This is a genomic window from Stenotrophomonas sp. GD04024, assembly GCF_029837545.1.
Classification (GTDB): domain Bacteria; phylum Pseudomonadota; class Gammaproteobacteria; order Xanthomonadales; family Xanthomonadaceae; genus Stenotrophomonas; species Stenotrophomonas forensis.
On sequence record NZ_JAOEDV010000009.1, the window covers coordinates 1 to 14,195 of the forward strand.

At 69.0% G+C, this 14,195-nt stretch carries 14 protein-coding genes; 7 read left to right on the forward strand and 7 right to left on the reverse strand.

Annotated elements, in window-relative coordinates; genetic code table 11:
- The 3 genes from N7590_RS04550 to coaBC all read right to left on the reverse strand — a co-directional run.
- On the reverse strand, window positions 1–2,335 hold a 2,335-nt coding region (locus tag N7590_RS04550), incomplete at its 3' end, for a phosphomannomutase/phosphoglucomutase (protein WP_279935199.1).
- A 12-nt stretch (window positions 2,336–2,347) separates the two neighbouring features.
- Complete coding sequence (gene dut, locus N7590_RS04555; protein ID WP_021204751.1) at window positions 2,348–2,821, reverse strand: dUTP diphosphatase; 474 nt, start codon at window positions 2,819–2,821, stop codon at window positions 2,348–2,350.
- Complete coding sequence (gene coaBC / locus N7590_RS04560; RefSeq protein WP_164242823.1) at window positions 2,818–4,107, reverse strand: bifunctional phosphopantothenoylcysteine decarboxylase/phosphopantothenate--cysteine ligase CoaBC; 1,290 nt, start codon at window positions 4,105–4,107, stop codon at window positions 2,818–2,820. Before coaBC ends, dut begins: the two co-directional genes overlap by 4 nt.
- Window positions 4,108–4,307: 200 nt before the next feature.
- Between coaBC and N7590_RS04565 the strand changes: the two genes are divergently transcribed.
- From N7590_RS04565 to N7590_RS04580, 4 genes are all read left to right on the forward strand, one after another.
- A complete protein-coding gene (locus tag N7590_RS04565; protein WP_053448560.1) occupies window positions 4,308–4,934 on the forward strand; it encodes a response regulator transcription factor in 627 nt (208 codons plus the stop codon).
- Window positions 4,935–5,004: 70 nt separating this feature from the next.
- A complete protein-coding gene (radC, locus tag N7590_RS04570) occupies window positions 5,005–5,709 on the forward strand; it encodes a DNA repair protein RadC (RefSeq protein WP_080375962.1) in 705 nt (234 codons plus the stop codon).
- Window positions 5,710–5,823: 114 nt separating this feature from the next.
- A complete protein-coding gene (gene argS / locus N7590_RS04575; RefSeq protein WP_053509554.1) occupies window positions 5,824–7,512 on the forward strand; it encodes an arginine--tRNA ligase in 1,689 nt (562 codons plus the stop codon).
- Window positions 7,513–7,533: 21 nt separating this feature from the next.
- Window positions 7,534–8,439: an SPOR domain-containing protein gene (locus N7590_RS04580; RefSeq protein WP_053509552.1), complete on the forward strand. Its 906-nt coding sequence runs from the start codon at window positions 7,534–7,536 to the stop codon at window positions 8,437–8,439.
- Window positions 8,440–8,564: 125 nt separating this feature from the next.
- Here the strand turns inward: N7590_RS04580 and N7590_RS04585 are convergent, their stop codons facing one another.
- On the reverse strand, window positions 8,565–9,317 hold the full coding sequence (locus N7590_RS04585; protein WP_008265780.1) for an SDR family NAD(P)-dependent oxidoreductase: 753 nt from the start codon (window positions 9,315–9,317) through the stop codon (window positions 8,565–8,567).
- A 114-nt stretch (window positions 9,318–9,431) separates the two neighbouring features.
- Here N7590_RS04585 and N7590_RS04590 point away from each other — a divergent pair, with 114 nt between their 5' ends.
- Entirely contained in the window at window positions 9,432–9,899 is a 468-nt protein-coding gene (locus N7590_RS04590; RefSeq protein ID WP_008265228.1) for a DUF1456 family protein, read from the forward strand.
- On the opposite strand, the gene N7590_RS04595 is transcribed toward N7590_RS04590, so the two are convergent.
- Window positions 9,868–10,755, reverse strand: coding sequence for a LysR family transcriptional regulator (locus N7590_RS04595; RefSeq protein WP_164242822.1), 888 nt, complete (start codon window positions 10,753–10,755; stop codon window positions 9,868–9,870). The genes N7590_RS04590 and N7590_RS04595 overlap by 32 nt on opposite strands.
- A gap of 144 nt (window positions 10,756–10,899) precedes the next feature.
- Here N7590_RS04595 and N7590_RS04600 point away from each other — a divergent pair, with 144 nt between their 5' ends.
- Window positions 10,900–12,048, forward strand: coding sequence for an MFS transporter (locus tag N7590_RS04600; protein ID WP_337999991.1), 1,149 nt, complete (start codon window positions 10,900–10,902; stop codon window positions 12,046–12,048).
- On the opposite strand, the gene N7590_RS04605 is transcribed toward N7590_RS04600, so the two are convergent.
- Window positions 12,045–12,743, reverse strand: coding sequence for a TorF family putative porin (locus tag N7590_RS04605; RefSeq protein WP_053509549.1), 699 nt, complete (start codon window positions 12,741–12,743; stop codon window positions 12,045–12,047). The two genes, N7590_RS04600 and N7590_RS04605, sit on opposite strands and share 4 nt — an antisense overlap.
- A gap of 179 nt (window positions 12,744–12,922) precedes the next feature.
- On the opposite strand from N7590_RS04605, the gene N7590_RS04610 reads away from it, so the two are divergent.
- Entirely contained in the window at window positions 12,923–13,312 is a 390-nt protein-coding gene (locus N7590_RS04610; RefSeq protein ID WP_053509547.1) for a DUF6165 family protein, read from the forward strand.
- A 6-nt stretch (window positions 13,313–13,318) separates the two neighbouring features.
- Here the strand turns inward: N7590_RS04610 and N7590_RS04615 are convergent, their stop codons facing one another.
- Window positions 13,319–13,996, reverse strand: coding sequence for a response regulator transcription factor (locus N7590_RS04615; protein ID WP_053509545.1), 678 nt, complete (start codon window positions 13,994–13,996; stop codon window positions 13,319–13,321).
- Between the last annotated feature and the right edge of the window lie 199 nt (window positions 13,997–14,195).

The window sequence follows — 14,195 nt, forward strand, 5'->3', positions numbered from 1 at the left end:
GGGTATCGCCCAGCACCGGTTGCAGCTGGCTGCGGAACAGCGCCTGGATGCGTTCCAGTGCGGCCTCGTCGTTGCCCTCGAAACGCAGCACCAGCACCGGCGTGGTGTTGGAGGCACGCACCAGACCCCAGCCATCGGGGAAGTCCACGCGCAGGCCGTCGATGGTCGACAGTCGGCCGCCCACATAGGGGTTGTCCGGCGATTGCGCCGCTGCCACCAGCATCGCCACCAGCGCGTGCGGCGTGCCCTCGGCCACCGGCACCTTCAGTTCCGGCGTGGCCACCATCTGCGGCAGCTCACCCAGCACCTCGTCCGGCGATTCCTCGCGCTGGGCCAGGATTTCCAGCAGGCGCGCGGCGGCGTACAGACCATCGTCGAACCCGAACCAGCGCTCCTTGAAGAAGAAATGCCCGCTCATCTCGCCGGCCAGTTCGGCATCGGTCTCGCGCATCTTCGCCTTCATCAGCGAATGCCCGGTCTTCCACATCAGCGGGCTGCCGCCGTTGCGCAGCACGTGGTCGGACAGCTTGCCGGTGCACTTCACGTCGTAGATCACCATCGCGCCCGGGTTGCGCATCAGCACGTCGGCCGCGAAAAGCATCAGCAGGTGATCGGCATAGATGATCCTGCCTTCGCCGGTGACCACGCCCAGCCGGTCGCCATCGCCATCGAACGCCACGCCGAGATCGGCGCCGAAGCGCTTGACCGTCTGCACCAGGTCTTCCAGGTTGGCCGGTTCGCTGGGGTCGGGATGATGGTTGGGGAAGCTGCCGTCGACATCGCAGTACAGCGGAATCACTTCGGCGCCGATCGCTTCCAGCAGCTGCGGTGCGAGCGCGCCGGCGACGCCGTTGCCGGCGTCGGCCACCACCTTCAACGGGCGGTCCAGCTGCACGTCATCGGCGATGCGCTGGATGTAGTCGGCGCTGACATCGCGCTGCTGGTAATCGCCAGGTTCGGCGGCCTGCACCAGGCGGCCCTCGATGATGCGCTGGTAGAGATCGGTGATGGCATCGCCGGACAGCGTCTCGCCGCCGATGACCACCTTGAACCCGTTGTACTCGGGCGGGTTGTGGCTGCCGGTGACCGCCACGCAGGTGCCGGTACGCAGATGGAAGGCGGCGTAGTACACCAGCGGGGTCGGTGCCAGGCCGATGTCGATCACCGCGCAGCCGGCACGACGCAGGCCTTCGGCCAGGCCGGCGGCCAGCTCCGGCCCGGACAGGCGGCCGTCGCGACCGATCACCACCTCGCGCAGACCCTGCTCCAGTGCCGCGGTGCCGATGGCCTGGCCGATCAGCGCCGCGGTCTTCGGCGTCAGCTCGCTGCCGACCACGCCACGGATGTCGTAGGCGCGGAAGATACCGGCCGCCAGTTCCTCGGCCGGTACCGGTGGCGGGGGTGGGGGCGCGCCTTCCTCGCTGGCGGCGGCGGTGGCCACCGGCGGCGGTGCCATCTGCAGGCTCTCGCTCAGCGTCGGACCATGATCGGCGTCCGCCGCCGCGGCGCGGCGCGGCAGCGGCAGTGCCTTCGGCAGGCGGCCACGACCGACCACCAGCAGCGCCGCGATGAAGGCCAGCAGCAGCGCAACGATGGCACTGGCCAGCGCCCCCAGTCCCAGCGGACCCGGTTCGACATTGGGCACCGCAGCCACCAGCCGCAGCGGAGTGCCGGCCACCGGCCGCGCCAGCGCCTCGGCGCTCTCAGCCAGATGAGCATTGCCCTGGGTCACCAGATCGTGCGAGCCCTGGCGCAGGCCGAGGAAGCCGGTGGACGGCGCACTCACCTGGTCCAGCGGCGAGGTCAGGCGCAGCAACGGTTGGCGCACATAGAGCACGGCCGGGCCCAGGTTGCCCAGCTCGACCGGTGCCGCCAGGCCAAGGCGGTTGCCACCGCCGTCGCGGACCACGCGCAGGCGCGGCTTGCCGTCGGCCAGTGCGGCTTCCAGCAGTGCCAATCGGGCATAGCCGAAGGTGGCCGGGTCGGCGTAGGCGTTGGCCAGATCCGCGGCCAGCACGTCCACCTGCTCCACGCCGGTCCAGCTCTCGCGCACGGCCAGTGCTGCCGCGGCGGCATCGCCGGCCTGCAGGGCCTGCTGCACGCGTTCATTCTTCAACTGCCGCTGCAGCTGCTTCAGCTGGCCAGCGGCGGCATCCTGCAGCCCTTGCACGGCCTGGTCACGCGCGTGTTCCAGCGCCTGGCCGTTGGCCTCCTGCCGCCATTGCTGCACCGCGCTCCATCCGAACCAGCCGGCCAGCAGGACCAGCAGCACCCCCAGTAGTGGCGCGCTGCGTCCCAACGACCGTCCCCGCTGTCCTTCCCCGATGCCGCTCATCGATGTCCCCTGTCAACGCACCCCGGTATGGCCGAATCCACCCGTTCCCCGCACGCTGTCGGTGAAAGTATCCACCACCTGCAGGCTGACGCGGGCAATCGGCACCACCACCAGCTGAGCGATGCGATCGCCCGGCTCGATGGTGAAGGCCTCGCGGCCACGGTTCCAGACGCTGATCAGCAGCGGCCCCTGGTAGTCGGCGTCGATCAGGCCGGTACCGTTGCCGAGCACGATGCCGTGGCGGTGGCCCAGCCCCGAACGCGGCAGGATCACCGCGCACAGGTTCGGATCGGCGATGTGGATGGCCAGGCCGCTGGGGACCAGCGCGGTATCGCCGGGCTGCAGGGTCAGCGCGGTATCCAGCGCCGCGCGCAGGTCCATGCCGGCGCTGGCTTCGGTGGCATAGGCCGGCAGCGGCCAGCTGTCGCCGAAGCGCGGATCGAGCAGCTTGACCTGCAGCGGTTGGGAAGTGAAAGCCTGGGTCATGCCTGGAGTCTCCGCGCGATCAGCGCCAGCAGTTGTTCGGCCAGCTCGCGCTTGGAGGTGGCCGGGAATACCTGTTCACCGTCCTGCCAGAAGGCAGTGGCGGCATTGTTGTCGCTCTCGAAGCCGCCGCCGCTGATGCCGACCTGGTTGGCGATCACCAGGTCCAGGCGCTTGTCGACCAGCTTGCCGCGCGCGTATTTCTCCACGTCGTGGGTCTCGGCGGCGAAGCCGACCACCAGCTTCAGCGCCTGCGTCTGCGCGGCGACCTCGGCCAGGATGTCCGGCGTGCGCACCAGCTCGATCACCAGCGACTGGCTGTCGGCAGTCTTCTTCAGCTTCTGCGCGGCCACCTGGCGCGGCGTGTAATCGGACACCGCGGCGGCACCGATATAGATGTCGGCCGGCAGCGATCTCAGCACGGCGTCGCGCATCTGCGCAGCCGAACGCACGTCGACGCGCTGCACGCCGGGCGGCGTCGGCAGCTGCACCGGGCCGCTGACCAGCACCACCTGCGCACCCATCGCCGCCGCTGCGGCGGCCAGGGCGAAGCCCATCTTGCCGCTGCTGCGGTTGCCCACGTAGCGCACCGGATCGATGTCCTCATAGGTGGGGCCGGCACTGATCAGCAGGCGCAGGCCCTGCAGCGCACGGGTTTCCGGCGGCGCCACAGGAGTCGCTGCACCGCCGTTGGCGGCCAGCGCGGCGACGATGTCGCCCGGCTCGGCCAGCCGGCCGGGGCCGGATTCGCCTTCGGCCAGTGGACCGTCGACCGGGCCGATCACCTGCGCACCGCGCTGGCGCAGCAGGGCGATGTTGGCCTGGGTCGCCGGATGCAGCCACATGCGGTGATTCATGGCCGGGCAGATCGTCAGCGGCGCGGTGCTGGCCAGGCACAGGGTGCTGACCAGGTCATCGGCGTGGCCCTGGGCCAGCCGTGCCAGCAGATCGGCGGTACCGGGCGCGACCACGATGCGGTCGGCCCAGCGGGCCAGTTCGATGTGGCCCATGGCCTGTTCGGCGGCGCTGTCCCACAGCGTGGTGCGGGTCGGCTGCCCGGACAGCGCCTGGAAGCTGAGCGGCGTGACGAACTGCTGGGCACCGGCGGTCATTGCCACCTGCACCTGGGCCCCCGCGTCGCGCAGGCGCCGCACCAGTTCCAGGGCCTTGTAGGCTGCGATCCCGCCTCCCACGCACAACAGCAGTTTCTGACCTTCCAGCGCGCGGGCCGGCGCGGGGGAAGCGTTGGGGGAGTCAGCCACCTGGAATTCCTGTGCAAACGAGGGCATTAGCTTACCCGATGGCCGGTAATGTCCCGGTGCATGGCGCACATAGCGCACAGCTATGAGCAGATGGAGTCCTCCCGCATCGACCCGGGGTTCACCGGCAACGCTTTCGGACCTTTCCTATACCTCTGTGGCCCTGCCCTTTTGCAGAATCAGGCGTTGGCCGCTGCGCGCAGGGGTCTGTTCGATCTCCGAGGAGCCGCGTGCATCCGCGCATCATCATCGCCGACGACCATCCCGTGGTCCTGCACGGCATCCGCATCGTGCTGCAGGCCCACCTGATGCAGGTCGTCGGCAGTGCCTGCGACGGCGCCGGGCTGCTGCAGCTGCTGGCCCGCCACGACTGCGACGTGGTGCTGACCGACCTGTCGATGCCGGGGGACGGCCCGGATGGTCCGGAACTGATCGATGCGCTGCGCGCTCGCCATCCCGGCCTGCCGGTGGTGGTGCTGACCGGCGCACGCCATCCCGGGCTGCTCGACGGCCTGCTGCGCGAAGGCATCAGCGGCCTGGTCGACAAATGCGCCGATTTCACCGAACTGCCGCAGGCGCTGAACGCGGCACTGGCCGGGCAGGTGTTCGTCTCCCAGCAGCTGCGCCACCACCTGCAGGCCCGTGACCTGCTGTTCCCACGCGAGCCGGCGCCGCTGTCGGCACGCGAGCAGGAAGTGCTGGATCTGCTCGCGGCCGGCCTCAACGTGAACGCCGTCGCCGAGCGCTGCGGGCGCAGCCCGAAGACGATCAGCCGGCAGAAGGCCGAAGCCAAGCGCAAGCTGGGCCTGCAGAACAACCAGGAGCTGTTCGATTACCTGAAGACCCGGCGCGAGTGAGGCATCGACCGACCCGGGGCCGCGGCGTGTCCTGATGGGAGCCGGCGGCTGGGCCCGCGATGATGCGCGCATGCCCATCCACGACTGGCCCGAACAGGAACGTCCCCGCGAGAAGCTGATCGCCCGCGGGCCTGCGGCACTTTCCGATGCCGAACTGCTGGCACTGTTCCTCGGCTCCGGATTCGGTGGCCGCGATGCCGTGCAGACCGCGCGTGACCTGCTGCAGGCGCAGGGTCCGTTGCGGACGCTGCTCGCCCGCCCCGCCCGCGAGTTGGCCCGCCTGCCCGGGCTTGGCCCGGCGCGCAGCTGCACGCTGGCAGCCGGGCTGGAGCTGGCCCACCGCTACCTTGCCGCCGAGCTGGAGCACGGCGAGGCGGTCGGCAACAACCCCGCCGCGGTCGGCCGCTACCTGCAGCACCGCCTGCGCGGCCAGGCCCGCGAGATCTTCATGGCCCTGTTCCTGGACAATCGCCACCGCCTGATCGCCTGCGAGGAACTGTTCCACGGCACCATCAACGCCGCCCCGGTCTACCCGCGTGAAGTGGTGCGGCGTGCCCTGCTGCACAACGCGGCGGCGGTGATCCTGAGCCACAACCATCCCTCGGGCGATCCTGAGCCCTCCGGGGCCGACACCCGCATCACCGATGAACTGCAGCAGGCGCTGGCGCTGGTGGACGTGCGCCTGCTGGACCACTTCGTGGTGGGCGAGGGCCGCCCCGTTTCGTTTGCTGAACGAGGCCTGCTGTCCCCGCCCCAGCCCCGCCTGTTCGGCTGAGCGCACGCCCGCCCGGCGCCACCGGCCGGCCCCGTAGGCATGTCCTGGTCAGCGTGGTCACTGGTATCTGCGCTAAAATGGGCGATTCCGCCGCTCATTCTCACAGCAGGCCTCGTGAAAAATCTCCTCCGCGCCCTGATCAGCCAAGGCATCGAAGCCTTGCGCGCCAATGGCACCCTGCCCGCCGACTCCCTGCCGCCGGACTTCGTGGTCGAGCGCCCGAAGACCCGCGACCACGGCGACTTCGCCACCAACGCCGCCATGCTGCTGGCCAAGGCCGCGCGCAGCAATCCGCGCGCACTGGCACAGGCGCTGGTCGAGGCGCTGCCGCGCAGCGAGGACGTGAGCAAGGTCGAGATCGCCGGCCCTGGCTTCATCAACTTCCACCTGGCCCCGGCCGCGTACCAGCGCGAAGCCGCGTCGGTGATCAAGGAAGGCCATGACTACGGCCGCAACCTGTCCGGCAATGGCCGCACGGTAGGCGTGGAATACGTGTCGGCCAACCCGACCGGCCCGCTGCACGTCGGCCACGGCCGCGCCGCGGCGATCGGCGACTGCGTGGCCCGCGTGCTCGATGCCAATGGCTGGAACGCCAAGCGCGAGTTCTACTACAACGATGCCGGCGTGCAGATCGAGAACCTGGCGCTGTCCACCCAGGCCCGGATCAAGGGCATCGCACCAGACCAGGACGGCTGGCCGGAAGGCGGCTATCGCGGTGAATACATCGCCGACGTGGCCCGCGCCTACATGGCCGGCGCCAGCGTCGATCTGGAAGGCAGCACCGTGGTCGGCGCCAAGGACCCGGATGACATGCAGGCGATCCGCCGCTTTGCCGTGGCCTACCTGCGCAACGAGCAGAACCTGGACCTGGCCGCGTTCGGCGTCGACTTCGACATCTACTTCCTGGAAAGCTCGCTGTATGCCGACGGCAAGGTAGCCGAAGCGGTGGCCAAGCTGCAGGCCTCCGGCCACACCTATGAGGAAGGCGGCGCGCTGTGGCTGCGCAGCACCGACTTCGGTGACGACAAGGACCGCGTGATGCGCAAGTCCGACGGCACCTTCACCTACTTCGTGCCGGACGTGGCCTACCACCTGTCCAAGTGGCAGCGCGGCTACGAGCGTGCGATCACCGAACTGGGCGCCGACCACCACGGCTCGCTGGCGCGCGTGCGCGCCGGCCTGCAGGCGATGGAAGTGGGCATCCCGCAGGGCTGGCCGGAGTACGTGCTGCACCAGATGGTCACCGTGATGCGCGGCGGCGAGGAAGTGAAGCTGTCCAAGCGTGCCGGCAGCTACTTCACCCTGCGCGACCTGATCGAAGAAGCCGGCCGCGACGCGACCCGCTGGTTCCTGATTGCGCGCAAGCCCGATTCGCAGCTGACCTTCGACATCGACCTGGCCCGCCAGCAGAGCAACGACAACCCGGTGTTCTACGTGCAGTACGCGCATGCCCGCGTCTGCAGCCTGCTGCGCCAGGCGCAGGAGAAGGGCCTGGTGTACGAGCAGGGCAACGGCCTGGCCAATCTCGGCCGCCTGGCCGACGACGCCTCGCTGCTGCTGATGAACGAGATCTCGCGGTATCCGGAAGTGGTGGAAGCGGCCGGCGTGGCGCTGGAACCGCATCTGGTGGCGCAGTACCTGCGTGAATTGGCGCATGCGTTCCACACGTGGTATCACGGGACGCCGGTACTGGTGGATGACGCCGCTGATCGCAATGCCAAGCTGACCCTGGCCTGCGCGGCGCGCCAGGTGCTGGCCAACGGCCTCGACCTCCTGGGCGTCAGCGCCCCGGAAAAAATGTAAGCATCAGGAGACGCAGTACTCATGGCAGCACGACGCGGCAAAAGCCAGGCACGACGCAACAGCGGCAGCCAGGGCACACCCGGATGGGTGTGGCTGGTCGCCGGTGTGGCCATTGCTGCGGTGGTGTTCCTGGCGGCGCCGAACCTGTTCAAGGGCGAAGGCGATGGTTTCCTTCGCGCCGGCCCACAGCCGAACCCGAACGCGCAGCCGGCCCCGGTCGCCGATGCCGACAGCGATGTCGGTACCCAGCCGGCCGCGCAGCCGGCCACGCCGAAGCCGGCCGAAGCGGAAAAGCCGGCCGCCACCCAGTACGACTTCTACACCCTGCTGCCGGGCAAGGAAGTTGAAATGTCCGACGCCGAACTGGCCGCCAGCGCGCGCGCCGAAGACCAGCGCCGGGCCAAGGCCGAGGCGCAGCGCGCGCAGGCCGCACTGGAAGGCAAGCCGGTACCGCCGGCTGCGGCCACTGCAGCTGCACCGGCAACGACCGCCAGCGTCGCCAGCACCGCGCAGGTGACCGCCACCAACCGTCCGCTGCCGGCTCCGCTGAGCGAGCGTCCGGCCGCCGCAACGCCGCCGGCCAGCACGCCGCCGGCATCGACCAGCACCGCCGCTGCCACGCCGGCCGCGCGCGCGGAAACCGCACCGGCAGCAGCCAGCACCCCGGCCGCTGCCGCACCGGCCGCCGTGGACAACGCCCGCTACATCCTGCAGGCCGGCGCGTTCGGTGCTTCCGGCGATGCCGAAGCGACCAAGGCCAAGCTGGCGATGATGGGCCTGGCCGCACGCGTGGAGTCGGCGCAGATCAACGGCAAGACCGTGTACCGCGTGCGCATGGGGCCGTATGGCAGCGCCGGCGAGCTGTCCGAGGCCAAGCAGAAGCTGGATGGCACCGGTCTGCAGGCGATGGCGATCAAGGCACAATGAACCTTCGGGCCTGAACGGAAAAAGCCGGGCATTGCCCGGCTTTTTTGTTCCTGCAGTGTCGAGCCGTGCTCTTCTGTCGTTCAACAACAGAAGAGCAGTCGAGCAAGCTCGACTCTACAAGGGCTTCAGCCTTCGCGGGCGACCTGGAAACCGGCGAACGACTGGCTGACCGGCATCAGTTCCAGGCGATTGATGTTCAGGTGCGGCGGCAGCGTGGCCACCCAGAAGATCTGTTCGGCGATGTCCTCGGCGGTCATCGGGTTCGCGCCGCTGTACAGCTTGTCCGACGCGTTCTGGTCGCCATGGGTACGCACCACGGTGAACTCGGTTTCGGCCATGCCCGGTTCGATCGTGGTCACCCGCACGCCGGTGCCGTGCAGGTCCGAGCGCAGGCCCAGCGAGAACTGGCTGACGAAGGCCTTGGTACCGCCGTAGGCATTGCCACCGGGATACGGATAGACGCCGGCCACCGACGAGATGTTGATGATCGCGCCCTTGCGCTCCACCAGCTGCGGCAGCAGGCGATGGGTCAGGGTCACCAGTGCGGTGATGTTGGTGTCGATCATCGTGGTCCAGTCCGACAGCTTGGCGCCCTGCGCCGGCGCGGTGCCCTGCGCCAGGCCGGCGTTGTTGACCAGCAGATCGATCTCGCCGAACGCGGGCGGCAACGCCAGCAGGGCCGCTTCCATCGCCACCGGATCGCGGATGTCGAAGGCGGCGGCATGCACCACGTCCTTGCCATAGCGCTCGACCAGCGGCTGCAGGCGCTCGCTGCGACGGCCGGTGGCGATCACCTTCCAGCCAGCCTGCGCGAAGCGGTGGACGGCGGCGGCGCCGAAGCCGGAGGTGGCGCCGGTAATCAGGACGGTGCGGGTCATGCAGGCAACTCCGTGGGGAACCAGGCCCCCATTCTGGCACCGTCGGCCGGGGCTTGCGTTGCCGGATCGGCCAGATCCGGCCCCACCTGTCGGGGTGACCGGTACAATTGCGCCATGATCAACAACGATGTCCTGCGCAGCGTGCGCTACTCCCTGGACCTGGGCGACCACCACGTGGTGACCCTGTGCCAGATGGCCGATCCGGCGTTCGCCGTGGATACCGAGCAGGTCAAGGCCTGGTTGCGCCGCGAGGACGAAGCCGGCTTCGAAGCAATGAGCGACAGCGCGCTGGCGCACTTCCTCGATGGCCTGATCGTGCACCTGCGCGGCCGCGACGAGAGCCAGCCGCAGCGTGCGGTGGAAACCCGCATCGACAACAACCTGGTGCTGAAGAAGCTGCGGGTGGCCTTCCAGCTGCGTGACGTGGACCTGATGGAGATCTTCGCCAGCGCCGGTTTCAAGGCATCCAAGTCGGAAGTCGGCGCACTGTTCCGCCAGCCCGGCCATGCCAACTACCGGCGCTGCCTGGACCAGATGCTGCGCAATTTCCTCAAGGGCCTGAGCCTGCGCCTGCGCGGCTGAGCACGGCCTCGACGAACGCGCGCGCCGCCGGCGTCGGCACCCGCTGCCAGACCAGATGCACGCGGCGGGTCGGGGTCGGTTGCAGCGGAATCTGCACCACGCCCTCGAAACCGTCGGCGATCAACGCCGGCACGATGCCGACCGCCAACCCGTGGCGGACGAAACGCTCGACCAGTTCCATCAGGTTGACCTCGAAGCGCACCGTGTGCGGCAGTCCCGCAGCAGCGAACGCATCATCGGTCTGCCGGCGCGCGCCGGTACCGCGCGGGAAGTCGACCAGTGCCTCATCCTGCAGTTCGGCCAGGGGCAGCCGCTTGCGCCTGGCCAACCGGTGCGACGGCGCCAGCACCGCCACCAGATCCTCCTCCTGCAGCATGCGGTGGCAGACGCCGTCCAGGGCCGCCGACGGCGCCAACCCGACCAGTGCCACGTCCAGCGCGCGTGACTGTACCTGCGCGATCAGCACTTCACTTTTCTCTACCCGCAGCTGGAACTCCACCTGCGGGTGCGCCTGCTGGAAGGCGGCCAGCATCGCCACCACGTCGATGTCGGTGAGCGACGAAATCTGACCGATCGCCAGCAGCCCGCGGACTTCACCACTGACGGCGGCGACGTCGGCGCGCAGGTGGCGCAGGCTGGCCAGCACCTGGCGCGCGTGCACCAGCAGCGCCTCACCCGCGGCGGTCGGGCGCACCTGACGCGGCAGGCGCTCGAACAGCGGCGTGCCCAGTTCCTGCTCCAGGTAGGCAATCTGGTGGCTGAGCGCGGACTGCACCACGTGGCAGCGCTCGGCGGCACGGGTGAAGTTGCCCTCCTCGGCCAGGGCCACGGCGAATTCGAGCTGCTTGAGATTCACGCAACCATCTCAATTCCAGATGACAGGGATGATTATGATTCATTTCCATCATGACTGCAGCAGGCGGACACTGTGCACCCCCGCTTTCTGGAACATCGCGTGAGCCCCACTCTCCCCCCACTGCATCGCTGGCAGGTGCTGCTGATGTCGGTCGCCACCGGTGTCGCGGTGGCCAGCAACTACTACGCGCAGCCACTGCTGCACACCATCGCCGATGCCTTCGGCGTGCCGTTCGGCCAGGTCGGCATGGTGGTCACCGCTGCGCAGCTGAGTTATGCCGCCGGGCTGATCCTGCTGGTGCCGCTGGGAGACCTGTTCGAACGCCGCCGCCTGATCGTGGTGATGAGCCTGCTGTCGGCGGGCGGCCTGGTGATCAGCGCCTGCGCACCGTCGCTGACCTGGCTGCTGGTGGGCACCGCGATCACCGGCCTGTTCTCGGTGGTGGCGCAGGTGCTGGTGCCGTTCGCCGCCACGCTGGCCGCGCCGGAGCATCGGGGCAGGGTGGTCGGCACGCTGATGAGTGGCCTGCTGCTGGGCATCCTGCTGGCACGCACCGTGGCCGGCCTGCTTTCCAGCCTGGGCGACTGGCGCCTGGTGTATGCGATCGCCGCCGGCACGCTGGTGCTGACCGCGCTGGCGCTGCAGCGCGGGCTGCCGCGTTTCCATCACAGCGCCGGCCTGGGCTACTTCGCGCTGCTGCGCTCGATCGGCGTGCTGTTCGTACAGGAGCCAGTGCTGCGCCAGCGCACCCTGCTCGGTGCCTGCAGCTTCGCCATGTTCGCGATCTTCTGGACCCCGCTCGCCTTCCTGCTGGCACAACCGCCGTATGAATACAGCGATGCCACCATCGGCCTGTTCGGACTGGTCGGTGCCGCCGGCACGCTGGCCGCTGGCCTGGCCGGGCGCATGTCCGACCGCGGGCAGACCGGCCGCGCCACCGCCATCGCACTGGTGCTGTTGCTGCTGTCATGGCTGCCGCTGGGGCTGTCTGCACATTCGCTGCTGGCGCTGCTGGTCGGCGTGGTGGTGCTGGACCTGGCCGCGCAGCTGCTGCACGTCAGCAACCAGAACCTGATCTATGCATTGCAGCCTGCCGCACGCAACCGGCTCAATGCCGGCTACATGACCGGCTACTTCATCGGCGGTTCGCTGGGCTCGCTGCTGTCGGCGCAGGTCTACCAGCGCTTCGGCTGGACCGGTGTCTGTGTGGCTGGTGCCGCGGTGGCGGTGCTGGCCCTGCTGCTGTGGCTGCCCGGCGCGCTGCGCGCGCGCCAGGCTGCGGCGTCGAACTAGAAGCTGCCCTGCAGCGCCAGCTCCCAGCGTCCACCGGCATTGCCCGGGAACAGGCGCTTGGCCGCACTGTCGGTGTCGTGCACGGTGGCGCGCAGTTCCCATGCCGGCGCCAGCGTGGCAACCGCACTGAGCTGGCCATGCAGGTAATCCGGCCCCTGCGCGGTGGCCAGCCAGTACTGGCCCACCGCCGCTTCCAGGCGGACCCGCTCGTGCAGCGGCACCCGTACGCCCAGCTGGGCATAGGTGCCGCGATGGCCGCCGGCCAGCGCGTCGTTGGAGTGTGCGAGCTGCAGCCAGGCGCGCTGCTTCCAGGTTAGCGTGGTGTTGAGTTCGGTCCAGTCCAGCGCGCGACCGGTGCCCGGGTACACATAGCGGGTCAGGTTGGCATCCAGCGCCCAATCCGGCGCGAGCGTGCCGGACCAGCCCGCCACCAGGTCGAACTCGCTGCGCGCGCCGTTGTCCGGCCTGAACGAAACGTTCGAGCCCCACACGCTGGCGTACCAGCCCGATGCGATGGCTGCTTTCGCACCGGCCTGCACCGCCGGGTCACCGTCGCTCTGCGAGCTGCCACGCCACACGTAGTCGCTGGTCAACGCCGCGCTGCCACTGACCTGTACCTGGGCCTGCGCACTGCCGATTGCGAGCAGCCCTGCCAGGGCGGCCACAATGGCCGCCATCGTCCCCTTGCTGTTCACTGCACTGTTTTCCTCGTCGAAGGCGGTCCTGCCGCCGGGACGGCAGTGTCGAGGGCCGGGCCGTAACGGATCGAGGGCGTTGCCCGGCCCGCAGCGCAAATTCGGCGTAAATCCCGTGGAGGGGCGGCGCATCGACATGGGCGCGTTATCATGCTGGCCTGTTTCCAGGAACCAACCACGTGGACGCCATCCTGACCCCGGTATCGATCGGCGAGCTGATCGACAAGATCACCATTCTCGAGATCAAGGCCGAGCGCATCGGCGATGCCGCCAAGCTGGCCAATGTGCGCACCGAGCTGGACGGCCTTCTGCCGCTGCTGCAGCAGCTGCTGCAGGCACAGCCGGCGCTGGCCGCGCTGAAGCAGCAGCTGAAGGTGATCAACGAGCGCATGTGGGACATCCAGGACCAGCTGCGCGACAAGGAAGCGGCCCAGGTGTTCGACGATGCGTTCATCCAGCTGGCGCGCGGAGTCTATGGCACCAACGGCGAACGCGTGCAGGTGAAGAACGAAATCAACCGCGTGGCCGGCTCGGCGCTGGTGGAAGAGAAGCAGTACCAGGGCGAATAAGCCCCTTCATCCGCAATCGAGCAGGTGGCGGAAGCGGAACAGGTCGCCGTCGCCGCGGATGCCGAGCTTGCGGTAGGCCGAGGTCTTCTGCGAGCTGATCGTGCTGGCCGAACGCCCCGATCGCAGGGCCATTTCACTGGTGCTGACCCCTTTCAGCACCAGGCCAAGCACTTCGCGCTCGCGTCGGCTCAACGGCGCCAGCACCGGCGCCGGGGTGCTGCGCGCGCGTGATGCGTTCAGTTCCGCACGCAGCTCCGGTGGCACGAAGCATCCTCCGCGGGCCACCACGTCGATCGCGTGCAGCAACACATCCGGCGCGGTCGACTTGGACAGGAAGCCACGCGCGCCGGCACGCATGCTGGTGGTCACCGTGCTGGCGTTGCAGTGTGCCGACAACACCAGCACCGGCAGCGCCGGCCAGCGTTGCGACAAGCGGCGCAGCAGGGCCAATCCATCGCCCAGATCGCCCATCGGCAGCGCGTCGATCAGCAGCAGGTCCACACAGGTCGGGCTGCGCTCCAGCAGCTGCAGCAGATGCGCCTCGCTGGACAGGCTCACCCGGACCTGCACGCCACTCTGCTGTCGCAACAGCACTTCCACGCCCAATCGCAATACCGGATGCGGGTCCAGCAATGCCAGGCGTTGGGGCCGGTCGGGAAGCAGGGGTGGAAGTGCGGGCGGCATGGGGGGGGGCATGTCCAGCAACATGGGACAGCCACGGTAGAACGGAGACCGCAGCGGCGGAATCCAATTCCTTGCAATGCCAGGCCTGCCTGACCCATCAGTCAGATGGCATTCGGTTTTGCGCCTTCGCAAACGCAACAGGCCCGGCAGAAGCCGGGCCTGTCGGAGCTTTTCCAGCGCGCGATCGCGCCGGGGCAGG